Annotated in this window: 19 protein-coding genes; 13 read left to right on the top strand and 6 right to left on the bottom strand. The window is 61.2% G+C overall.

Features of this window, described 5'->3' with window-relative positions:
* Window positions 1–120 precede the first annotated feature (120 nt).
* Entirely contained in the window at window positions 121–1,353 is a 1,233-nt protein-coding gene (locus tag ACEN2R_RS16440; RefSeq protein ID WP_442043768.1) for an autotransporter outer membrane beta-barrel domain-containing protein, read from the top strand.
* 67 nt (window positions 1,354–1,420) lie between these two features.
* Here the strand turns inward: ACEN2R_RS16440 and ACEN2R_RS16445 are convergent, their stop codons facing one another.
* Complete coding sequence (locus ACEN2R_RS16445) at window positions 1,421–2,326, bottom strand: LysR family transcriptional regulator (protein ID WP_442043769.1); 906 nt, start codon at window positions 2,324–2,326, stop codon at window positions 1,421–1,423.
* Between the two features lie 97 nt (window positions 2,327–2,423).
* Here ACEN2R_RS16445 and metF point away from each other — a divergent pair, with 97 nt between their 5' ends.
* The 5 genes from metF (at window position 2,424) to ACEN2R_RS16470 (ending at window position 6,731) form a co-directional block, all read left to right on the top strand.
* Complete coding sequence (gene metF / locus ACEN2R_RS16450; protein WP_442043770.1) at window positions 2,424–3,290, top strand: methylenetetrahydrofolate reductase [NAD(P)H]; 867 nt, start codon at window positions 2,424–2,426, stop codon at window positions 3,288–3,290.
* 57 nt (window positions 3,291–3,347) lie between these two features.
* On the top strand, window positions 3,348–3,836 hold the full coding sequence (locus tag ACEN2R_RS16455) for a PaaI family thioesterase (protein ID WP_442043771.1): 489 nt from the start codon (window positions 3,348–3,350) through the stop codon (window positions 3,834–3,836).
* A gap of 86 nt (window positions 3,837–3,922) precedes the next feature.
* Entirely contained in the window at window positions 3,923–4,150 is a 228-nt protein-coding gene (locus tag ACEN2R_RS16460; RefSeq protein ID WP_442043772.1) for a hypothetical protein, read from the top strand.
* On the top strand, window positions 4,135–5,337 hold the full coding sequence (locus tag ACEN2R_RS16465) for a capsular polysaccharide export protein, LipB/KpsS family (protein ID WP_442043773.1): 1,203 nt from the start codon (window positions 4,135–4,137) through the stop codon (window positions 5,335–5,337). The genes ACEN2R_RS16460 and ACEN2R_RS16465 overlap by 16 nt, the downstream gene beginning before the upstream one ends.
* A gap of 89 nt (window positions 5,338–5,426) precedes the next feature.
* Window positions 5,427–6,731 carry a ferredoxin reductase family protein gene (locus tag ACEN2R_RS16470; protein ID WP_442043774.1) on the top strand — a complete coding sequence of 435 codons (1,305 nt, stop codon included), beginning with the start codon at window positions 5,427–5,429 and terminating at the stop codon, window positions 6,729–6,731.
* 132 nt (window positions 6,732–6,863) lie between these two features.
* Here the strand turns inward: ACEN2R_RS16470 and ACEN2R_RS16475 are convergent, their stop codons facing one another.
* From ACEN2R_RS16475 to ACEN2R_RS16485, 3 genes are all read right to left on the bottom strand, one after another.
* Window positions 6,864–7,937 (bottom strand): DUF2235 domain-containing protein, encoded by a 1,074-nt coding sequence (locus ACEN2R_RS16475; protein WP_442043775.1) that lies wholly within the window; start codon window positions 7,935–7,937, stop codon window positions 6,864–6,866.
* Entirely contained in the window at window positions 7,912–10,209 is a 2,298-nt protein-coding gene (locus ACEN2R_RS16480; RefSeq protein ID WP_442043776.1) for a xanthine dehydrogenase family protein molybdopterin-binding subunit, read from the bottom strand. The genes ACEN2R_RS16475 and ACEN2R_RS16480 overlap by 26 nt, the downstream gene beginning before the upstream one ends.
* A gap of 61 nt (window positions 10,210–10,270) precedes the next feature.
* Window positions 10,271–11,410: a type III PLP-dependent enzyme gene (locus tag ACEN2R_RS16485; protein ID WP_442043777.1), complete on the bottom strand. Its 1,140-nt coding sequence runs from the start codon at window positions 11,408–11,410 to the stop codon at window positions 10,271–10,273.
* 120 nt (window positions 11,411–11,530) lie between these two features.
* On the opposite strand from ACEN2R_RS16485, the gene ACEN2R_RS16490 reads away from it, so the two are divergent.
* From ACEN2R_RS16490 to copM, 4 genes are all read left to right on the top strand, one after another.
* On the top strand, window positions 11,531–11,962 hold the full coding sequence (locus tag ACEN2R_RS16490) for an Lrp/AsnC family transcriptional regulator (protein ID WP_442043778.1): 432 nt from the start codon (window positions 11,531–11,533) through the stop codon (window positions 11,960–11,962).
* Between the two features lie 99 nt (window positions 11,963–12,061).
* On the top strand, window positions 12,062–15,079 hold the full coding sequence (locus ACEN2R_RS16495) for a valine--tRNA ligase (protein WP_442043779.1): 3,018 nt from the start codon (window positions 12,062–12,064) through the stop codon (window positions 15,077–15,079).
* A 122-nt stretch (window positions 15,080–15,201) separates the two neighbouring features.
* The gene (locus tag ACEN2R_RS16500) at window positions 15,202–16,323 is read left to right on the top strand and encodes a pyridoxal phosphate-dependent aminotransferase (protein WP_442043780.1); all 1,122 of its coding nucleotides are present in this window, start codon (window positions 15,202–15,204) and stop codon (window positions 16,321–16,323) included.
* A 63-nt stretch (window positions 16,324–16,386) separates the two neighbouring features.
* Window positions 16,387–16,749 (top strand): CopM family metallochaperone, encoded by a 363-nt coding sequence (gene copM, locus ACEN2R_RS16505; RefSeq protein WP_442043781.1) that lies wholly within the window; start codon window positions 16,387–16,389, stop codon window positions 16,747–16,749.
* 85 nt (window positions 16,750–16,834) lie between these two features.
* On the opposite strand, the gene ACEN2R_RS16510 is transcribed toward copM, so the two are convergent.
* Window positions 16,835–18,034 (bottom strand): pyridoxal-phosphate-dependent aminotransferase family protein, encoded by a 1,200-nt coding sequence (locus tag ACEN2R_RS16510; protein ID WP_442043782.1) that lies wholly within the window; start codon window positions 18,032–18,034, stop codon window positions 16,835–16,837.
* 130 nt (window positions 18,035–18,164) lie between these two features.
* On the opposite strand from ACEN2R_RS16510, the gene ACEN2R_RS16515 reads away from it, so the two are divergent.
* Entirely contained in the window at window positions 18,165–18,860 is a 696-nt protein-coding gene (locus ACEN2R_RS16515; protein WP_442043783.1) for a tyrosine-protein phosphatase, read from the top strand.
* Window positions 18,857–20,626, top strand: a complete 1,770-nt coding sequence (locus ACEN2R_RS16520; RefSeq protein ID WP_442043784.1) for an ABC transporter ATP-binding protein — start codon at window positions 18,857–18,859, stop codon at window positions 20,624–20,626. Before ACEN2R_RS16515 ends, ACEN2R_RS16520 begins: the two co-directional genes overlap by 4 nt.
* Here ACEN2R_RS16520 and ACEN2R_RS16525 read toward each other — a convergent pair whose 3' ends face one another.
* Window positions 20,627–21,139: a glycosyltransferase gene (locus ACEN2R_RS16525; RefSeq protein ID WP_442043785.1), complete on the bottom strand. Its 513-nt coding sequence runs from the start codon at window positions 21,137–21,139 to the stop codon at window positions 20,627–20,629.
* Window positions 21,140–21,218: 79 nt separating this feature from the next.
* On the opposite strand from ACEN2R_RS16525, the gene ygfZ reads away from it, so the two are divergent.
* Window positions 21,219–21,980, top strand: a complete 762-nt coding sequence (gene ygfZ, locus ACEN2R_RS16530) for a CAF17-like 4Fe-4S cluster assembly/insertion protein YgfZ (RefSeq protein ID WP_442043786.1) — start codon at window positions 21,219–21,221, stop codon at window positions 21,978–21,980.
* Window positions 21,981–21,997: the final 17 nt, after the last annotated feature.

Below are 21,997 nucleotides of genomic sequence, written 5' to 3' on the forward strand. Positions count from 1 at the left end.
AGTGGTCTCCGGCCACCTTCAAACCGGTAGCGCCGAGGTGTGGAGCTGAAAACTCGTAAAAATCGAGGTGCCCTATACCCATCGATTTATCAAGCGACATAACATGGGCATTAAGTCAAAATGATATCAGCACCAAAGCTATCAGGATACATCACAGCCGCCGCGGCGATTGCGCTGACAACATGGGCCGCACCGGCAATGGCGGGCATGAGTACTAATTTGACCTGCGGCGAGTTCGACAACCAAGCGGTCAACAGCGACACTCAAGTCTATATTGCTGTAAACGAGGGTGACGTTGTTACCGTCAGCGCTGGCCTCGCCTATTCTCAGTTTGGCGGCATGCAAAAATTTGTGACTCTTCCGGTGGGCCCCGCGACCATCGTTGTTGCGGCGGGCATCACAACAATCTACGTATACCAATTAGGGCTTGAGCCAGGAACAGTCAGCTGCACCCCCTTCGGTGCCACAGCCTCCAACCTCTCCTCCTCGGCGTCGAACCTGAACGCGAACGGCCAGACACAGGCGTTCTTCAACAGCATGGCCACCAACACGCAGAGCCGCTTTGGCGAGGGCGCGGGCAATACCGTGACCAAGAACCGCATGTTCGTCTCGACCCAGAACATGGCCCGCAGCCAGATGGAAACCACTGAATGGAACGCCTGGGTTTCGGCCGAAGGTCGCAACTATAACGGCGGCATCGACGGCTATTCGGCCGATGTCGTGGTCGGCGCGGACAAACTGTTCTCGGACAACTTTCTGGCCGGTGTCCTGCTGGGCTTCAGCCACACAGACATCAAGGATGCGACGAAATCCGCCAAGGTGGACTCTCCCGCCATCGGCACCTATTTCGCATCGCGTTTCGCCGGTGATCTGATCCTTGACGGCTATGTCAGCTACGCCCGCCCCGAGTATAAGCTCGACGGCACCAGCTTCAAATCCGACCGCACCTCGGTCGGTCTGTCGCTGACCGGCGAATATGCCGCCAGCACCGGCACGATCCGCCCCTTTGGCCGGCTTAGCGGCTACAGCGAAGACCAGCCCGCCTATACCGGAACCGGCGGTGCCGTCGCCTCGAACAAGGTCGACAGCTATAAGGCCTCGCTCGGTGCGCGGTTTGAATCCGGCACCCCGCTGGGCAGCACCGGCCTGATGCCCTACCTCTCGGGTGCTGTGGATTACGTGTCTTCCAAATCCACCGTGACCGGCAAAGACGACTTTGTCGCACCCCGCGTGGGCTTTGGCGTCAGCGGTCCTGTCGGCGGTGGCAATCTCAGCTTTGACATCGACGGCGGCAAAGTCACCTCTGATACCTATGATGTCGGCCTGCGCGCCACCTACGAATTCAACTTCTAGGATCGCGCCCCGACATATGAACACTCCGGCGGCTGGTGATTGTGCCTGCCGCCGGACCCCGAACCCCTTACGCCCGTTGCAGTTTTACCGGTTCTGTCCGGCCAAGCCGGATCAGATGCGACATATAGGGCTTCGATGTGTCATCGCTGCGCGTCGCGGCATACAGCCTGCGCGTCATGCCCTTGGCGGTCAGCGGGCGGGTCACATAATCGACGTTATACTTCACATCGCGCACCACCCAATCGGGCAGCACCGCAACCCCGCGGTTCGACGCGACCAACAGCAGGATCACGGCGGTCAGTTCCACCTGACGAATGCCTTTCGGCTCGACCTTGGCCGGGGTCAGCAGTTCCGTGAACACATCCAGACGCGACCTGTCCACCGGATAGGTGATCAACATCTCGTCGCGGAAATCCTCGGCCTCGACAAAGGCTTTCTGTGCCAAAGGATGCTGGCTCGACGCGACAAACACCGGCGAATAGTCGAACAGGGGCGAGAAATCGACGCCCTCCAGATCTTCGGGGTCGGACGAGATCACCAGATCCACCTCCTCCTTTTGCAGCGCGGGCAAGGCGCCGAAGGCAAGACCGGGCCGGATATCGACATCCACATCGGGCCAGGCGCGGCGGAACAGTTCCAACACCGGAAACAGCCATTCGAAACAGGCGTGGCATTCGATGGCAATATGCAGCCGCCCCGATTTGCCGGATCGCAACCCGTTGAAATCATCCTCCAGCGCCTCGATCTCGGGCAGCACCTTTTCGGCCAGCCGCAACAGCTTTTGCCCCGCCGCAGACAGCTTCAGCGGTTTTGATCGCCGCACGAACAATTCAACCCCTGCCTGCTCTTCCAGCCCCTTCACCTGATGGCTCAGCGCCGACTGGGTCATGTTCATCAGGTCGGCCGCCCGGGCAAGGCCACCCGCCTCGTGGATCGCGCGAATGGTGCGCAGGTGACGGAACTCGATGTGCATTATGTGGTCAGCCTCATATAGGTGATGAATATTATGAATTTGTCTCACATCGCAGGTTTTGCAATAAGGGGTCAACAGATTTCAGATTGGAACCGTCATGACCACGCCCCGCATCAGCTTTGAATTCTTCCCGCCACAGACGCTGGACGCGTCTTTTCGCCTGTGGGAAACGGTTCAGATGCTGTCGCCTCTGGCGCCGTCCTTCGTGTCGGTGACCTATGGCGCGGGTGGCACCACGCGCAAACTGACCCACGAGGCGGTCGGCGCGATCCACAAGAACTACGGCCTGACCGTCGCCGCCCACCTGACCTGCGTTGACGCGACCCGCACCGAAACCCTTGAAATCGCGCAGGCCTACGCCGAGGCCGGCGTGACCGAAATCGTCGCCCTGCGCGGCGATGCCCCCAAAGGTCAGGACAAATTCACCGCCCACCCCGAAGGTTTCGCCAACTCCTGCGAACTGATCGCGGCGCTGGCAGACACCGGAAAGTTCAAGATCCGCGTCGGCGCCTACCCCGACCAGCACCCCGAGGCCGCAAGCCAGAAGGCCGACGTCGACTACCTGAAGCGCAAGATCGACGCGGGTGCCACCAGCGCGATCACCCAGTTCTTCTTCGAGGCCGACACCTTTTTCCGGTTCCGCGACGCCTGCGCCGCCGCCGGCATCAATGCGCCGATCATCCCCGGCATCCTGCCGATCGAAAACTGGGCCGGTGTGCAGAAATTCGCGGCGCGCTGCGGCACGGCGGTTCCCGCATGGCTGGCCGACGCGTTTGAGACCGCGATCCGCGACGGGCGTCAGGATCTTCTGTCCACCGCGATCTGCACCGAACTGTGCAGCGACCTGCTGGACGGTGGCGTCGAAGACCTGCACTTCTACACCCTGAACCGCCCGCATCTGTCGCGCGACGTGTGCCATGCCCTTGGCGTCACAAGTCAGGTCGCGCTCGAAGAAGTCGCCTGATCGCATTGCGCTTACCCGGATCGCAGCCTAATCTTGGCCAAAAATCCAGAGGGACCTATGGCCGGGCACTTTACCGCTAAATCCGCAGAAGACCTTCCCGATCGCGCGAAAACCCTGTCGATGTCGGGCCTTGCCTTCATGCAAGGCATGCTGACGGGCGATCTGCCCCGCCCGCCCATTGCCGCGGCGCTGAACTATTCGCTGCACTCGGTCGAGGAAGGCCGCGTGGCGTTTCGCGGCACCCCCACCTTTGACAGCGCCAATCCGCAGGGCGCGGTGCACGGCGGCTGGTATGGCACGATCCTGGACAGCTGCATGGCCTGCGCCGTGATGACAATGGTGCCCAAAGGCTCGGTCTACACAACGCTGGAATACAAGATCAACATCACCCGCGCGATCCCTCTGGGAATGCAGGTCGAGGCCATCGGCACAACCCAGCACACGGGCCGCTCCACCGGCGTCGCCGTGGGCGAGGTCCGCGGCGTCAATGACGGCAAGCTTTACGCCACCGGATCAACCACCTGCATCATTATGAAAATCGACTAGCGTGTTGCCGCGCATTTACGGCAACCCAAGATTGAATTAGAGCTTGCGCCAGTTTGTATGTGACATCATTACCCAAAGGACATTCCATGACAGGCCCAGCCGACACCTTGACCGGAAAGCGCATATTTCTTGTCGGCTTTCCTGATAAAGAATGCGAAGCGCTGTTGAACCAAGGCATTGAATGCGGCGCCTGGATCAGGGCACCGCACAAGGGCGCAAAGCCTTTTGATGCGGGTGTCGAAACACATATGCACGCCGACATCAGAGAGTTTGACATAAGTCCACCCAAGGGGTGTTTTTGCCAAGTGATTTGAGAAATACCATTTTCTTGAATGACTTTGATACGTTCCGCCGCCACTTCACACGGAATAACTTTCTTGAATATTCCGTGCTGCGCAGCTGGAATGCGATGGACAACATTTTCCACATGGCTGCAAATTTCTTTTATGATGTGTTGCGACGCCAACGCATCACAACAGTCGTGTTTTCCAATTTTCCGCACGAAGGGTCTTTGTTCATTCTATACGGATTATCCAAGGCAATGGGATTAGAGATATTAATCTGCCATCAAAGCCCGTTCCCCGAAAAATTCTGGATTATGAAGGAAATCGAAGATTACGGCGTGTTCAAGACCGTAAACGGTTGCAATCAAACGATTCCACTTGCCGAAACGCCTGAAGAACCTTTCTACATGAAAAGCAACATCAAGAGAAATGCACGCGTTCAATACAATAAACAAATCGCCGCTGAGAGCCTGAAGATTTTCATCAAGACTATTACTTTAAAATTTATCTGGAAATCCAAGTCTCTCACGCGAAGCATTTATCGCATAAACAGTGCGTCCGATCGATACAGGCTTGTTTCTGAAAGCTCAAAGGCCAAGACTGATTTCGATTTGAACGAAAAATTCATTTATTTCCCCTTCGGCCTGCAACCGGAAATGACCACCGACACGATTGGCCTTCGATTTGGCGATCAACTTCTCGCCCTGGAGGAACTCTCGGCCGCCCTTCCCGAAGGCATGCTGATTTACGCCAAGGAAAACCCCAAGCAAACCTGTCATATGCGTGGGGAAAGCTTTTACCGTCGACTGAACGCGATGCCGAATGTTCGCTATTTGCCTGCCGACGTGCCGTCATTCGATCTGATCAGGCACGCGCAATGCGTTGCACCCGTCACCGGAACCGCCGGATGGGAGGCGCTGTTGATGGGAAAACCCGTCATACATTTTGGCGTGACCTGGTATCATGATCTGCCGGGCGTTCATCAGTGGCAAGGCGCTGAAACATTGGCAACCGCGCTGTTGTTCATACCGGACAGGGCCAAGCTTGCTACTGCCTTCGATCGCCTGAGCCGGAAATCATACACCGGCATGGTCGACCGGGGCTATGCCCCGCTTCTGGCCGAATACGACCCGATTGATATGGCAAGGAAAACCGCAGCCTCGATCGTTTCGGTTCTCAAAGAGACACGACGGGACGCCATAGCGGCCCCCGAATAGCCAGCATAAATCCCGCAGGGCCGAAGTTTTCCGGGGGCCCCTTGAGATACCTCAATGTGACATGCCGGAAATGCGGCCAAACAGAGCGCATGAAACCACTTTTTCTTGTCCTTCTTTATCTTCTGGCTGTTTTGGCACCCCTGATCTTGTCGTGGAAATTCGGGGGGGAACCGCGCCCGTTTCGCCACGAACTTGCCTCCGGGATCGGGATGCTGGCCTTCTCCATGATCCTCGCAGAGTTCGTGCTGTCAGGCCGTTTCAAACGCATTTCCAACGGTATCGGCATGGACTTGACGATGCGGTTCCATCAGATCATGGCGCGCACTGCATTGGGTTTTGCGCTGCTGCACCCGTTCTTGTACACAGGCGCGCCATCGGGCGGCACACGGCCCTGGGATACAACCCGCCAACTGACGATCACCACCGATTTTTCCGATCTTGCCACGGGCATTGCCGCTTTTGTGCTTTTGCCGGGCCTTGTTCTTCTGGCGGTCGGCCGCACGCAACTGGACTATAAATACGAGACATGGCGCCTGATGCACGGCATCGGCGCGCTTTTGATTGCGTTCTTGCTGTTGCATCATGCGACCTATGCCGGGCGCTACGGCGCACTCCCTGTGATGGCCTGGTTCTGGCTGGCGATGACCGGCATTGCGGTTGGATCGCTTCTTCATGTCTACCTGATCGCGCCGCTTCGCCAACGCGCAAAAAGATGGCGCGTCGCGTCGATCGCCCGATTGTCGCCAAAACAATGGGGGCTGACGCTTGCGCCTGACGGGCACGCCGGCATGGATTACAAGGCCGGCCAGTTTGTCTGGCTCAATGTCGGGCACAGCCCGTATTCATTGCATGTAAACCCGTTTTCCATCAGTTCTGCACCGGCTTCTGGACCGGATGTTTCTTTTATAATCAAGGAGCTCGGGGATTTCACCGGCACGCTTGACCAGATCACGCCCGGAACCCGCGCCTATCTTGACGGACCCTATGGCAGCCTTACGGTCGAGGGGCGAACCGAACCGGGCATCGTGCTGGTCGCGGGCGGTGTGGGCATCGCGCCGTTGCTGGGCATTCTGCGGCAGATGCGCCTGACGGGTGATCCGCGCAAGATCAGGCTGGTCTATGGCAACCGTCGGCAGGAACAGATCATTTGCCGCAAGGAACTGGACGGGCAAGAGGTCACCTATGTCCTCTCGGAACCACCACAAAACTGGGAGGGGGAGACCGGCGTCATCGACGCTATGCTGCTGGACCGGATCCTGACGCCAGAGCAATTCCGCCAATGGCTTTTTGTGCTGTGCGGTCCGGCGATCATGATGGATGTGGTTGAAGAGCACCTTATTGCCCGCGGTACGCCGTCCAACCGCATTCTGTCGGAAAGGTTCGACTATGATTGATCCGTTCAGGCATATGTCCATGCGCCAACGGGTTTCTCTGGTCATCCGGATCGTAAATATCATCCTTTGTCTGGCCCTTCTGGCCTTCGTGCTTCGGTAATCGCAAAGGGAGGCCATGCGCCTCTCGGGGCGCTAGACCCGTTGCCGGTCAGACAACGCGCGCTGGCTGATGCGCGTTTTTTGTGCGGTGGAATGCAGTGATTCCGACCGATCCAACCCGATGATCCGGCGTCGGCGCGACAAAAACAGCTTGCTCCACCCCTGCCACCGCCCGATCGAAGGGGCGGCGGGGTCGCAGGGAAACGCCGCAGCCCACCCCTCAGGCAGGGCGATACCGCAGCGCTCGACCCGCTCCAGCATCCAGACCAATGGGATATTAGCCAAAGGCCGCGACACCTCGATTCCGTCGATCTGCCCGCCGATATCGCCGTGGGTGCCGCGAAACCAGACTTGTTCCATATCGCCGCTCCATCCCTCGGGGCAGATCCACATCACCGGAGCATAGGCCTCGCGCGTCTCGTCCATCGCCAGCGCGTGATACCCGTGGCGCACCGACGGGCCAAGGTGGTGGTTGTGGAACGCATGCTTCACCGTTGCGTAGCGCCAGAAGAACGGCAACCGAAGGCCCAGCGCCTTGACCGTATCCCAAACCCCGACCATCTCGATTTTCACGTCCTCGTGGCAAAAGACCTCGGCAAAGGCCCGCGCCCCGTGGGTTTCCGGCCCATCCTGATAATGGCGATAGGCCTGTCGGATATTGCGCGCCGTCGCCTGCTCTGCCCGGACCAGCCCGACCTTGTCGATCACCCCCGCAAGCGAGCGCACCGCATAGGCCCCGCGCGAATACCCCAGCAGGAAAATCCGGTCTCCGGGGCGGTATCTGGATGCCAAGGCCCCGTAAGCGCGCTGAATCTGGCGATTGATGCCGCGTCCGGTCAGCACGTCATAGGTGCTTTTCCAGTCCCGCCATTGCAGCCCCGCCTCGTACAAAATCGACAGATGCGCGCCGTTGGCCGTGCTGCGCAGCAGCTTGTAGGTCAGGCCGGCGTTGGTCTCTTGCCCAGGCGCAAGCGACGACATCGTGCCGTCCAGAATGATCACATGATCCATCCGGCCGCGCACAACCGCAGGCCCCGAATGCACATGTTTAGGCCGGCGTCCGAACCAGCCTAAAATCCTGTCACTCAGTGGCACTCTTTCGGTCATTCAAAATTGCCCAGACGCGGTTCGGGGTAAACGGCATATCGACCTGCCTTACCCCCTGATCCCATACTGCATCCAACACCGCATTTGCGACGGCGGCAAGGGCGCCGACCGTGCCCGCCTCGCCGCAGCCCTTCATTCCCATGGGATTGGCGGTCGATGGCACTGCCTCTGTCGTAAATGTGAACATCGGCAGGTCATCGGCGCGGGGCATCCCGTAATCCATGAACGTCGCGGTCAACAACTGGCCGTCGGCGTCATACACCACATGTTCCGTCACCGCCTGACCGAAGCCTTGCGCGATTCCGCCATGCACCTGCCCCTCGGCAAGCATCGGGTTGATCAGGTTGCCAAAATCATCGGTCACCGTGTATTTCAACAGTTTCACAACGCCGGTTTCGGGGTCGATCTCGACCTCGGCCACATGCGCGCCATTGGGGTAGGACCGTCCGGGAAGGGTCGCGCGCGCCTCGTGGCGCAACAGATCGACGCGGCCCTTGGCGCGGGCCATCTCCGCCACCTCCAGCAGGGTCGGCGTCATGTTCGACCCTTCGGCGCGGAATTGCAGGTCGTCAAAGCGCACCGCCTCGGCGGACACCCCCATTTCCCCGGCCACGAACGGCGTCAGCGCCTCGATCATCTTGGCCACCGTCACCAGCGTCACGTTGTTCTGCACCGTGACAGACCGCGACCCGCCCGTGCCGCCGCCCGTGGCGATGCGGTCGCTGTCGCCCTGCACCACTGTAATCCTATCGAACGGAATGCCGGTCTGGTCCGACAGGAACGTGGCATAGACGGTTTCATGCCCCTGCCCGTTCGACTGTGTGCCGACGTAAATGCTGGCCCCGCCATCCTCGGTAAACTCAACCGCAGCGCTTTCCGCAGGATCGCCCAGAATGGCCTCGATGTAATAGCACAGCCCCTGCCCGCGCAGCTTGCCGTCCTTGGCCGACGCCGCCTTGCGCGCAGCAAAGCCCGCCTTGTCGCTCAAGCTCTCGACCCGCCCCAGCACACGGTGGAAATCGCCCACATCATACATTTCGCCCGTGGCGGATTTATACGGAAAGTCCGCCGCAGGGATAAAGTTCCGGCGGCGCAACTCCCAGGGATCGACGCCCAGTTCCCGCGCGGCATAGTCGATCACCCGTTCCAGCGCATAGATCGCCTCGGGCCGTCCTGCCCCGCGATAGGCGTCCACCTGCACGGTGTTGGTGTAAACCCCCGTCGTGTGCATGAATACGGTCTGCACATCATAAGTGCCCATCAGAACCTTCAGGAACAGATTGGTCTGGATCGCCTGCCCGAACTGGCTGTTATAGGCCCCCAGATTGCAGGTCGAGGTGATGCGGTAGGCGGTGATCTTCAGATCCTCGTCAAACGCCAGTTCCCCCACGGACACCAGATCGCGCGCGCCGTTGTCCGACAGCATCGCCTCTGTCCGTTCCGACATCCAGCGCACCGGACGCCCCAGAGCCCGCGCCGCCTGCGCCACCGAGAAATACTCGGGGTGCGCCATTCCTTTCATCCCAAAGCCGCCACCGACATCGGGGTTTGTCACGCGGATGTTGTCTGCGCCCAACCCGAAGGCGTCGTTCAACTGGCCCTTCATGTTCCAGACGCCCTGCCCGTTGAAACACAGATGCAGGCGCGTTCCGTCCCATTCGGCGTAGCAGCCGCGCGGCTCCATCGAGTTGACGATGACGCGGTTGTCAGTGATCGACAGCGAAACGCGGTGCGCGGCGCGGGCAAAGGCGGCCTCTGTCGCTTTTTCGTCGCCCGACGCGAAATCGAAGGCGATGTTGTCGGGGGCCTCGGGGTGGATCAGCGGCCCGCCCTTGGCCAGCGCGATATGGGGGGGTAATTCATCCACGTCAAAGCCGATCATCTCTGCCGCGTCCTTGGCCTGCGCCAGCGTGTCCGCCACGACCAGCGCCACAGGTTCCCCCACATAGCGCACACGACCCTTGGCCAGCATCGGCCGCATCGGCGCCGCCCCCTTGGTGCCGTCACGATTGGGGACCAGCACACCGGTCATACCGATGTTCATGCCCGCCTCTTCCAGGTCGGCAGCACTTAGCACCAGATGCACGCCCTCTGCCGCGCGGGCGTCGCTCAGATCAAGCGCGGCAATATCGCCATGTGCCACGCTGGACCGGAACATATAGGCATAAAGCGCGTTTTCAGGCGCGATATCATCGACATAGCGGCCCTGTCCGTTCAGAAACCGCACATCCTCTACCCGTTTGACCGGCTGGCTTTTCCCGAACTTTTCCATGACGCGCCCCTTTGTGTTGTGCCGTGTGAACACTAGCGGGCGGCGGCGGACTGTCCAGACCCTAGGGACCGTTTTGCAGCGTTATCAGCGCCGCCTGCCCGTATCCGTTGAACCGCGTGGCCATTGCGGTGGAATAGGCCCCGACACCGTCGAACAGCACATAGTCGCCCTCGGCCAGATCGGAAGGCAGGGGGATTTCTGTCGGCAGGCGGTCAAGGGAATCGCAGGTCGGCCCGAACACGACACAAGGCCGCCGCGGCCCGCGCCGCTGCGCCCCGTCTGCCGCCAGAACGGTGATCCGGTCGGTCACGCCGATCTGCGCCAGCTCTGCAAGGCTGCCGTATATCCCGTCGTTCAGGAACACGGCACCGCCCGTCCGCACCGCCTTGACGCGGGCCGCCAGCGTATAGGCATCCGCCACCATCGCCCGACCGGGCTCGCAGACCAGGGCGGGCGGGTTCGGGCCAAAGGCCGCAGCCACCGCCGCACGGATCGTCGCGAAAACCGACGCAAGATCAGGTGCCGCCCCCGTGCGGTGCGATGCGAACCCACCCCCCACGTTCAGCCGCGCCAGCGTCACACCCGCCCGCGCCGCCACATCCGCCGCCGCATGGATGTAACTGTTCCATGCCTGTGGGTCGGCGCATTGCGTGCCCACATGGAAGGTCATCGCGGGGACAAACCCGAACGCCGCCACACGGCGCAACAGGTTCACCGCATGATCCGGCAGCACCCCGAATTTCGCCCCGAAATCATAGGCCGCCCCTGCCACCGGCAGTTTCAGCCGCACCGCCACCTCGATCCCCTTCGCGGGGCCAGAGGCCAGCAGCTTGTCCAGCTCGGCGCAATCGTCGATGGAATAAGACACAACGCCCGCAGCCCGCGCCACCGCCAGTTCCGCAGGTGACCGCACGGGGTTGTTGTAATGCAGCGCCGCCGTCGGGCTTAACCGCCGCACCAACCGCATCTCGTGCGGCGACGCCACGTCGAACCCGGTGATCCCCGCCGCGATCAGGTTGTCCAGCACCTCGACCGTGTCATTGGCCTTGACCGCATAGGTCACAAGCCCGTCGAACCCCGCCAGAAACGCCCGCGCCGTGTCGTGCAGCACATGGGGCCGGAAGAACAGCACAGGGGTATCGGGGTGGCGGGACCGCAGGTAATGCGCCGGATCGCTCCAATGGGGTCTGGGTCTGCTCATATCGCGTCACCTTTTGTGATCTGCCTCGTATTCAGGATGACCCAAAGGATGAACGAATTCGCTTGGCAAAATGGTTATTTTGGGTGTTTTATCTGTCATAATAACGAAAATGGTGACGATATGGATGACCTTGACCGCAAATTGATCGCCCAACTCGGCGCGGACGCCCGCATGTCCGTCGCCACCCTTGCCCGCCGTCTGGGCGTCGCACGATCCACCATACAGGCCCGGCAGGAACGGCTGGAAACCAGCGGCATCATCGCCGGCTACACCCTGAAACTGGGCGAGGCAGGCAAACGGGGCCGCATCCGCGCCACGGCCCTAGTCACCATAGAACCCCGCTCCACCGCTGCCGTCCTGCAACGGCTCAAGACCTTCCCCGCGGTCGAGGTCGCCCATACCACCAGCGGCCGCTTCGACCTGATCCTGCAAATCTCGGCCAGCACCACGCAGGATCTTGACGAAACGCTGGACGCCATCGGGTCGATCACCGGCGTCCGCTCCTCTGAGAGCCTGATCCACCTCTCGACCAAGATCGACCGTGCCGTCTGATGGGCCGTCTGAACCCAACCCGCCAAGACGGGGTTTCCCTTTGGCGCGTCCTTCGCTAGATGATCGGGTAAACCTGTAATTCAGTTGGGACGCAGCCTGATGGCAATGGAAAAGACATTCGACGCAGCCGAGGCCGAACCGCGCCTTTACGCGAAATGGGAACAGGCCGGCGCCTTCAAGGCGGGCGCGAATGCCCGCCCCGGCGCTGACCCCTTCTGCATCATGATCCCGCCGCCCAACGTCACCGGCAGCCTGCACATGGGCCACGCGTTCAACAACACCCTGCAAGACATTCTGGTGCGCTGGCACCGGATGCGCGGCTTCGACACGCTGTGGCAGCCCGGACAGGACCACGCCGGCATCGCAACCCAGATGGTCGTGGAACGCGACCTGGCCAAGGCCGGCCTGCCGCCGCGCCGCGACATGGGCCGCGAGGCCTTTCTGGAAAAGGTCTGGGATTGGAAAGAGCAATCCGGCGGCACCATCATCAACCAGCTCAAGCGCCTCGGGGCCTCCTGCGACTGGTCGCGCAACGCCTTCACCATGGACCCGAACTTTCAGACTGCCGTGATCAAGGTCTTTACCGAGATGTATGCAAAGGGCCTGATCTATCGCGGCAAGCGGCTGGTCAACTGGGATCCGCACTTTGAAACCGCGATTTCCGATCTCGAGGTCGAAAGCACCGAGGTCGACGGCCACATGTGGCACTTCAAATACCCGCTGGCGGGTGGTGCCACCTATGACTACGTCGAAAAGGACGAGAACGGCACCGTCACGCTGCGCGAGACCCGCGATTATATCGCCATCGCCACCACCCGCCCGGAAACCATGCTGGGCGACGGGGCTGTCGCCGTCCACACCGGCGACGCCCGCTATGCGCCGATCATCGGCATGTTGTGTGAAATTCCCGTTGGCCCCAAGGCACAGCGCCGCCTGATCCCGATCATCACCGATGACTACCCCGATCCCGATTTCGGCTCGGGCGCGGTCAAGATCACCGGCGCGCATGACTTCAACGACTACGGCGTCGCCCAGCGCAACGGAATTCCCTGCTATCGGCTGATGGACACGAAAGCCGCGATGCGGTCAGACGGCGCCCCATATGCCGAGGCTGCCGCCACCGCCATTGCCGTGGCCAAGGGCGAGCGCACCCTGACAGAGGCCGAAACCGACGCCATCAATCTGGTGCCGGAAGAGCTGCGCGGCCTTGACCGTTTCATGGCCCGCGCACGGGTCATCGACGCCATCACCGCCGAAGGTCTGGCCGTGATGACCAAAACCACCGTCAAGGACGAGGACGGCAACGAGGACGTGATCCTTGTGCCCTTCGTCGAGACCAAGAAAATCATGCAGCCCTTCGGCGACCGATCCAAGGTGGTGATCGAACCGATGCTGACCGATCAGTGGTTCGTCGACACCGCCAAAATCGTGCAGCCCGCAATCGACGCCGTGCGCAACGGCGACACCCAGATCCTGCCCGAGCGCGAGAAAAAAGTGTATTTCCACTGGCTGGAAAACATAGAACCCTGGTGCATCTCGCGCCAGCTTTGGTGGGGGCATCAGATTCCGGTTTGGTATGGGCCATCGATCGAGGAAATGAAGGCGTGGCCAGATGTTGAATCAGGCGAACCTTTGAGCTTCTGCAAGACCTCTTTCAAGGACGGGGCACGAAAAGTTCAGACGGAAATCAAAGTTGCGCTCGGCATCAAAGGAGTAGTCACCGTCTCGGAAAGCGATGTGACTAGCTATGGTCATAGCGGCGATGACTTTCATGTTACTTTCAAGCGCGACCCAGACGTCCTTGACACATGGTTCTCGTCCGGCCTCTGGCCCATCGGCACCCTCGGCTGGCCCGAGGACACGCCCGAGCTGCAAAGATACTTCCCCACATCGACCCTGATCACCGGAACCGACATCCTGTTCTTCTGGGTCGCGCGGATGATGATGATGCAGCTTTCGGTCGTCCAGCAGATTCCGTTCAAAACCGTCTACCTGCACGGCCTCGTCCGCGACGCCAAGGGCAAGAAGATGTCCAAATCCCTTGGCAATGTCGTCGATCCGCTGGACCTGATCGACGAATTCGGCGCCGACGCGCTGCGCTTTACCAATGCCGCCATGGCCTCTCTCGGGGGGGCGCTCAAACTCGACACCCAGCGCATCGCCGGATATCGCAATTTCACCACCAAATTGTGGAACGCCGCCCGCTTTGCCGAAATGAACGACACTTACACCGACACTGCGCATACTTTGAGCATCGAATGTGCATCCGATGTGCAGGGTCTTCAGACCGTCAACCGCTGGATCATCGGCGAAACCGGACGGGTTCGTCAGGAAGTCGATGCCGCCCTTGAAAACTACCGGTTCAACGACGCCGCCAACCTGCTGTACGCCTTTGTCTGGGGCAAGGTCTGCGACTGGTATGTAGAGCTGTCAAAGCCCCTGCTGCTGGATGGCGACGACGCGGTGAAATCCGAAACCCGCGCCACGCTGGCATGGGTTCTGGACCAGTGCATGATCCTTTTGCACCCGATCATGCCCTTCATCACCGAAGAGTTGTGGAACACCACCGCGACGCGCGAAAAGATGTTGGTCCACACCGATTGGCCCACCTACCAAGCCGCTGATCTGATTGACGAAAATGCGGATCGCGAAATGAACTGGGTGATCGGCCTGATCGAATCCATCCGCAGCGCCCGCGCCGAAGTGCACGTGCCCGCCGGACTGAAGGTCGACATGCTGCACTTGGGTCTGGACGAGGCCGCGCAAGGCGCATGGACCCGCTCCGAGGCGCTGATACTGAAGCTGGCGCGGGTGCAAAGCCTGACCCATGTCACCGACCTGCCCAAGGGCTGCATCACCTTGGCTGTCGAAGGCGGCACCTTCGCGCTGCCGCTGGCTGACATCATCGACGTGGCCGAGGAAAAGTCCAGACTGGACAAGGTGCTAGACAAGCTGACCAAGGAATTGGGTGGCATCAAGGGCCGCCTGAACAACCCCAAATTCGTCGCCAGCGCCCCCGATGAAGTGGTCGAAGAAAACCGCGAGCGGCTGACCCAGGGCGAAGACGAAGCCTCCAAGATCAAGGCCGCGCTGGCCCGTCTTTCCGAAATCGGCTGACACAGCAAAACCGCCCCGGCGCTCCCCGCATAATGGGGGGCGCCGCCGGAAAACCCATCCCCCCGACACCGCCACGCAGGAAGGGCTTGCCGCCCTCGCAGATTTGCGGTTTTGTCGGCCCCATGACCGGACCCAGATACACCCCGCTTGTGCAAACGCTTCCCTCCTCTGTTCCCTTCGTGGGACCGGAAACACAGGAACGCGCACGCGGCCGCCCCTTTGCCGCACGCCTTGGCGCAAACGAAAGCGTCTATGGCCCCTCGCCCCGCGCGATTTCCGCGATGCAGACCGCCGCCAGCGAGGCCTGGATGTACGGCGACCCCGAAAGCCATGATCTGCGCATGGCGCTGGCCGCACACCACGGCATCGCGCCGGAACACATCATGGTGGGCGAAGGGATCGACGGGCTTCTGGGCTATCTGGCGCGGATGATGGTGGGTCAGGGCGATGCGGTCGTGACCTCTGACGGGGCCTATCCCACGTTCAACTTCCACGTCGCGGGCTTTGGCGGTGTGCTGCACAAGGTGCCCTATGCGGGCGACCACGAGGACCCGCAGGCGCTGATCGCCAGGGCGGCTGCGACAGGGGCAAAGCTGCTGTATCTCGCGAACCCCGACAACCCTATGGGAACGTGGCACAGCGCGGACGTGATCCAGCGGATGATCGACGCAGTGCCCGACGGATGCCTGTTGATCCTCGACGAGGCCTATATAGAATTCGCGCCAGAGGGCACAGCGCCCGCACTAAGCCCGCAAGACGAACGCGTGATCCGGATGCGGACGTTTTCCAAGGCGCACGGCCTTGCGGGCGCACGCGTGGGCTATGCCATCGGCGCGGCCCCGCTGATCATGGCCTTCAACAAAATCCGCAACCACTTCGGGATGGGCAGGACCGGACAGGCAGGAGCATTGGCCGCCCTTCAGGATCAACAGTATCTGGCCCATGTGCGCGCACAGGTCGCTGCCGCCCGCGACCGGATCGCCATGATCGCGCGTGCGAACGGCCTGTCCCCGCTGCCCTCGGCCACGAATTTTGTCGCGATAGACTGCGGGCAGGACGGTGCCTTTGCCCGCCTTGTTTTGTCAGGGCTGATCGCCGAGGACATCTTTGTGCGGATGCCATTCGTCGCGCCGCAAGACCGCTGCATCCGCGTCTCTTGCGGCACCGATGCCGATCTTGACCTGTTCGCCGCCGCCTTGCCAAAGGCGCTGGATGCCGCACGAAGGGCCCTCACGCCGACGTGACTTGCCTTCCCCTTGCTGGAAGGGGCGAAACCATACTGGCAATCAAACCGACAGGATATTCCCATGCGCCTTGCAGCACTGACACTCGGCCTCGCATTTTTTGCGACAGCCGCCCTTGCGACAGAACCCGACCATACCGGCCATATGATGACCACGGTGCCGGATCAGGCTGCGCCCTCCTCTGTGGCCTTCGACGCGGCGAACGCCAGAATGCACAGCGACATGGGCCAGCCGCTGACAGGCGACGCCGATGTCGATTTTGTGCGCGGGATGGTGCCGCACCACCAGGGCGCTGTCGATATGGCCCGGATCGTGCTGCAATACGGCACTGACCCAGAGGTCCGCGCCTTTGCCGAAACTGTCATTGCGGCGCAAGAGGCCGAAATTGTGTGGATGAACAAATGGCTTGCAGCCCACGCAAACTGATCCGGTTCTTCTCGGTCCAAATACTCACGGCGCGACGGCGGGATCTGTCGCGCCGTGGATATTTTTAGAACAAAGAAGGGGCTGGTCAGGCCTCTGACACGACCCTTGCGGCGGCGTTCAGGCCGCCCTTTGCATGGGGGATATCCAGCGCGGTCATGCCTGCCTCTATCGCGCCAAGGGTGCCAAGCACCATATGCGCGTTGACATGGCCCATATGCCCGATGCGGAAGAACCCGTCGGCCATGGGATCGGTCGGCGTTCCCATGCCAAGGCCGATGCCCAGCGTGACGCCTGCCTTTTCGGTCAGCCAGGTGCGCAGCATTGTGCCCTGTGGCGCGCCGATGCGCACAGAGGTGACCGCATGGCTGCGCTTTTCGGGATCGGTGATGTTCAGGGACATCGGGCCGTCCTGCGCCCAGGTTTCCAATGCGGCGTGGACCGCGCGGGCGAGTTTGGCGTGGCGGGCCCAGACGGCCTCGATGCCCTCCTCGTGGACGATCATGTCCAAAGCGACGCGCAGCCCGTAAAGATGGTGCGTCGGCGCGGTCCCGCAGAAGTAATTGGAGAAGGCTTTCGGGTCCATCCGGGGCCGCCAATCCCAATAGCCACTGATACAATTTGCGGTGTCGCGGGCGCGGTCCGCCTTGTCATTGAAAAAGACAAAGCCCATGCCGGGAGGTGTCATCAACCCCTTCTGGCTGCATGCGACCATAAGATCGACGCCCCAGTCGTCCATCTCGAAGCGGTCACATCCAAGGCAGGCGATGCAGTCAACCATCAAAAGCGCCGGGTGGCCCGCCGCATCCATCGTCGCGCGCAGCGCCGGGATATCGTTGCGCACCGAGGTTGCGGTATCGACCTGCACACACAGGACCGCCTTGATCCTGTGGTCTGTGTCGGCGGCCAGCGCCTGCGTCACCTGATCCATGTCGATATCGCTGCGGTTGCCATAGTCGACCAGTTGAACGTCGATGCCCATCATGGTGGCCATCTCGGCCCACCCCAGCGCGAACCGGCCCGTGGACAACACCAATATGCGATCCCCGCGCGAACAGGTGTTGGACAGCGCCGCCTCCCATGCGCCGTGGCCGTTCGCGATATAGACCGCAACGTGGTGACGGGTGCGCGCCACCGCCTTCAGGTCGGGGATCAGGCTTGCGGTCATGTCGACCAACTGGCCGGTATAGATGTTGGGCGCGGCACGGTGCATCGCCTGCAAAACGCGGTCGGGCATGACCGATGGGCCCGGAATGGCAAGATACTGGCGACCGTTTGCAAGCGACATAATGGTGTTCCTTGGATGACACTGTTCATGACCTATTCCGCCCCCTGACCAACGTCAATTCCCTGCGCGCAACCTTGCCACAGGGCCGCTTTGCCCTTAGATGCCATGGCTGACGAAAAGGAATAGATCTGTGAGTTTGTTCAAGACCCTCGACCGGAAACACAAAGCCTGGGAACATTCGCTGAAGGAGGCGACAGGCACCGATCTGTCCGATCCAGCCCGCAGACGGGCGGCTTGGCGGCATTTCAATCTGGTCGATCACGCCTTTCTGAGAGCGCTGTGGAGCAACCTCGACCAGATTGCGCCGGGGGTGTACCGATCAAACCATCCCTCTCCGAAACGGGTTGCGCAGTATAAGGCGATGGGGATCAAGGCGATCCTCAGCCTGCGCGGCAAAGTGATCGCCAGCCCCTATCTGCTGGAAACCGAGGCCTGCGCCGAGCATGGCATCAGCATGATACATTGCAGCCTGAGCGCCCGTCATGCGGCGCCGCGCCAGAACATGCTGGACGTCATCGACGCCTTTCGCACCATCGAGAAGCCGTTTCTGATGCATTGCAAATCAGGCGCCGACCGCGCCGGTCTGGCAGCGGTGATGTATCTGAACATCATCGAAGGTGTCCCGATGAGAGAGGCGCGCAAGCAATTGCACTGGCGCTATCTGCATCTGAAGTTCACCAAGACCGGCATTCTGGATCATATTCTGGATATGTACGAGGCCCGCAACGCCCAAGGCCCGATCAGTCTGGAAGAGTGGATCGGCACCGAATACGATCCGGCCCTTGTGCGGGCCAGCTATGAAGCCAAAGGAGCGTCAGCGCCGTGAGCACCAACCTTCCAGAGGACGCGGCGCAGAATTCCCGTGGGTTGTTCATGTGGCTGTGGCGCGGCTATCTGGTCAAGCACCGGCTGTGGTTGATTGTGGCCATTATCCTGATGTCGATGGAAGGCTCGATGATGGGGGTTCTCAGCTATGTGCTGAAACCCATGTTCGACGAGGTCTTCGTGGGCGGCAACGCCGATGCGATCTGGTGGGTGGGTCTGTCGATCCTTGCGATCTTTTTCATCCGCGCGTTCAGCAGCGTCGGGCAGAAGGTGGTTCTGACGGTCATCTCGCAAAAGACCGCCGCAGATGTGCAGAACGCCCTTTTAGGGCATCTGATGACGCTGGACATGCAGTTTCATCAGACCAACCCGCCCGGCTATCTGATAGAGCGGGTGCAGGGCGATGTGCAGGGCGTCAACAGCGTCTGGTCGGCGATCATCACCGGCGCGGGGCGCGATATCGTCGCGCTGATTTCCCTGTTCGGTGTGGCGCTTTGGATCGACTGGCAGTGGACGGTGATCGCGCTGGTCGGAATTCCGGTTTTGATCCTGCCCAGCGTTCTGGTGCAGAAGTTCGTGCGCGAACGGGCGCGGGACGCACGGGAAATCGCGGGCCAGATGTCGACGCGTCTGGATGAGGTGTTTCACGGCATCGGCCCGATCAAGCTGAACGCGCAAGAGGACTATCAGGCGGGCCGCTATGGCGCGCTGATGTCACAGCGTGTCTCGGCAGAGGTGAAATCCTCGTTGGGGCGGGCGCTGATTCCCGGCCTGATCGACCTGATGACCGGCATCGGCTTTCTGGGGGTGCTGATCTATGGCGGGCAGGAAATCATCGCCGGGGAAAAGACCGTGGGCGAATTCATGTCGTTCTTTACCGCGATGGCGCTTGCCTTTGAACCCTTGCGCCGCCTTGGCGGGATCAGCGGGTTGTGGCAATCGGCGGCGGCCGGTCTGGAGCGTCTGCGCGCCCTGTTCGACATGAGCCCGACCATTGTCGCCCCGCTGGACCCGCAAAAGGCAGGTGTGCATGCGCCCGCGATTATGTTGAGCGATGTGTCGGTGACCTATGGCGACATGCCGGTGCTGAACGGTGCCAGCTTTGTCGCCGAGGCCGGCAAAACGACAGCACTTGTCGGCGCGTCCGGGGCAGGCAAAAGCACCGTGTTCAACGTGCTGACCCGTCTGGTCGAACCCATGGGCGGCATGATCGCGATCGACGATGTGCCGATCGACGCCTTCAACCTTGGCGACCTGCGCGGCATGTTTTCGGTCGTGACACAGGACGCGTTGTTGTTCGACGAAACCATCCGCGAGAATATTCTGCTGGGCCGCACCGATATTTCCGAAGAGGCGTTGCAGGCCGCGATCAGGGATGCCCATGTGACCGACTTTCTGCCCAAGCTGTCCACCGGTCTGGACACACCCGTCGGCCCGCGCGGCTCTGCCTTGTCGGGCGGTCAACGGCAGCGCGTGGCGATTGCCCGCGCCTTGTTGCGCAATACCCCGATCCTGTTGCTGGACGAGGCGACATCGGCACTGGACGCCGCATCAGAGGCCGTGGTGCAAGGGGCGCTGGAACGGCTCAGCGTCGGCCGCACGACGCTGGTCATCGCGCACCGCCTGTCAACGATCCAGAATGCCGACAAGATCGTCGTGATGGACAAGGGCCGCGTGATCGAGCAAGGCACCCATGATGCGCTGATCGCCAGAGGCGGTGCCTATAGCGACCTGTACAACCTGCAATTCCGGTCGCTGGAAGAGTAATCAGCGCCGCACCGCGTCGGCCACCGCGTCAAGCGGCTGCAACCGGCCACGCAGCGCATGGCACAGCGCCGTGCCGTGCAGTTCGGCCCCGCCCGAACGCGCCATGGCCGATGGCACCAGAAGCGCGGTATGGGGCGGCACCGCGCGAAACAGCCCCGCAAGCCAACGGACCGGACCGCGCCGGGCTGTCGTCCCGAAATATGCGGCGGTTCCCTTATGAGTGATATGGTCCAGAACCACCTGCGCCCATCCCTGCCGCAACTGCACCCCCGGCTGCAAAAACAACAGCCAATCCCCTTTGGCGGCCTCTGTCGCGCCCGCATAGCCCGTGGTCACAACCTCTGCCCCGGCGGCGGTTGCCATCTCGACCGTTCCATCCGTCGATCCGCCATCCACGACGATCAGTTCGCGGATCAGGCCCGCATCCAGCCCCTCGATCATCGAGGCCAATGATGCCGGCAGCCAACCGCAGGCATTGAGGGTCGGAACGATGACACTGATCGGTGCGCGCATGTGGATTTCCCCGAAGCCGGCCCTGTTGCCGCTGTCCCGATGTCCTATATTACAAGGACATCCAGAGAGGGACCATGAAATGACCGCTGAACGCACAACCGACCGGCGCCTGTTCGAAATCACAGGCAAGGACGCCGAAGAGTTCTTGCAGGGCCTTGTCACCAATGACGTCAAGGGCATGGATAGCGGGTTGGTCTATGCTGCGGTCCTGACGCCGCAGGGCAAATACCTTGCCGATTTCTTTCTTGTCAGGCTCGGCGATGCGATCCTGCTGGATGTGAAGGACCTATTGGCCGACGGGCTGATCCGCAGGCTGTCTATGTACAAGTTGCGGGCGGATGTGGTGATTGCGCCCTCTGACCTGCAGGTTTGTCGCGGGATCGGGGATCGCCCCGAAGGCGCCTTTGCCGATCCGCGTGCGGCGGCCCTTGGCTGGCGGATGTATGGCACGCAGGTTGGCGAAGAGCCTGTGACCGACTGGGATGCGCTGCGCGTGGCGCATGGCATTCCCGAAACCGGAATCGAGCTGATCCCCGACGAGACCTATATTCTGGAGGCGGGGTTCGAACGTCTGCACGGCGTCGATTTCCGCAAGGGCTGTTACGTCGGGCAAGAAGTGACCGCGCGGATGAAGCACAAGACAGAGCTGCGCAAGGGCTTTGCCACTGTCGCGATCAGCGCCCCAGTCCCCGACGGAACGGGGATTTTGCGCGAGGGCAAGGCGGTCGGCCAGATCTTTACCCAATCGGGGGGGAAGGCCATCGCCTATCTGCGGTTCGACCGTGCAGGCGACGGGATGGTTGCGGGCGATGCTCAGGTCAGCCTGCTGACACAGCCCTGACTGAAACAGGCCGCCCC

The sequence above is a fragment of the Pseudogemmobacter sp. W21_MBD1_M6 genome, from assembly GCF_052119585.1.
Lineage (GTDB): Bacteria > Pseudomonadota > Alphaproteobacteria > Rhodobacterales > Rhodobacteraceae > JBGQOJ01.

Excerpts from the sequence above, each read along its gene's own strand:
- ACEN2R_RS16440 (WP_442043768.1), top strand. The coding sequence starts at position 121 with ATGATATCAGCACCAAAGCTATCAGGATACATCACAGCCGCCGCGGCG.
- ACEN2R_RS16445 (WP_442043769.1), bottom strand. The coding sequence starts at position 2,326 with ATGCACATCGAGTTCCGTCACCTGCGCACCATTCGCGCGATCCACGAG.
- metF (WP_442043770.1), top strand. The coding sequence starts at position 2,424 with ATGACCACGCCCCGCATCAGCTTTGAATTCTTCCCGCCACAGACGCTG.
- ACEN2R_RS16455 (WP_442043771.1), top strand. The coding sequence starts at position 3,348 with ATGGCCGGGCACTTTACCGCTAAATCCGCAGAAGACCTTCCCGATCGC.
- ACEN2R_RS16460 (WP_442043772.1), top strand. The coding sequence starts at position 3,923 with ATGACAGGCCCAGCCGACACCTTGACCGGAAAGCGCATATTTCTTGTC.
- ACEN2R_RS16470 (WP_442043774.1), top strand. The coding sequence starts at position 5,427 with ATGAAACCACTTTTTCTTGTCCTTCTTTATCTTCTGGCTGTTTTGGCA.
- ACEN2R_RS16475 (WP_442043775.1), bottom strand. The coding sequence starts at position 7,937 with ATGACCGAAAGAGTGCCACTGAGTGACAGGATTTTAGGCTGGTTCGGA.
- ACEN2R_RS16480 (WP_442043776.1), bottom strand. The coding sequence starts at position 10,209 with ATGGAAAAGTTCGGGAAAAGCCAGCCGGTCAAACGGGTAGAGGATGTG.
- ACEN2R_RS16485 (WP_442043777.1), bottom strand. The coding sequence starts at position 11,410 with ATGAGCAGACCCAGACCCCATTGGAGCGATCCGGCGCATTACCTGCGG.
- ACEN2R_RS16490 (WP_442043778.1), top strand. The coding sequence starts at position 11,531 with ATGGATGACCTTGACCGCAAATTGATCGCCCAACTCGGCGCGGACGCC.
- ACEN2R_RS16495 (WP_442043779.1), top strand. The coding sequence starts at position 12,062 with ATGGCAATGGAAAAGACATTCGACGCAGCCGAGGCCGAACCGCGCCTT.
- ACEN2R_RS16500 (WP_442043780.1), top strand. The coding sequence starts at position 15,202 with ATGACCGGACCCAGATACACCCCGCTTGTGCAAACGCTTCCCTCCTCT.
- copM (WP_442043781.1), top strand. The coding sequence starts at position 16,387 with ATGCGCCTTGCAGCACTGACACTCGGCCTCGCATTTTTTGCGACAGCC.
- ACEN2R_RS16510 (WP_442043782.1), bottom strand. The coding sequence starts at position 18,034 with ATGTCGCTTGCAAACGGTCGCCAGTATCTTGCCATTCCGGGCCCATCG.
- ACEN2R_RS16525 (WP_442043785.1), bottom strand. The coding sequence starts at position 21,139 with ATGCGCGCACCGATCAGTGTCATCGTTCCGACCCTCAATGCCTGCGGT.
- ygfZ (WP_442043786.1), top strand. The coding sequence starts at position 21,219 with ATGACCGCTGAACGCACAACCGACCGGCGCCTGTTCGAAATCACAGGC.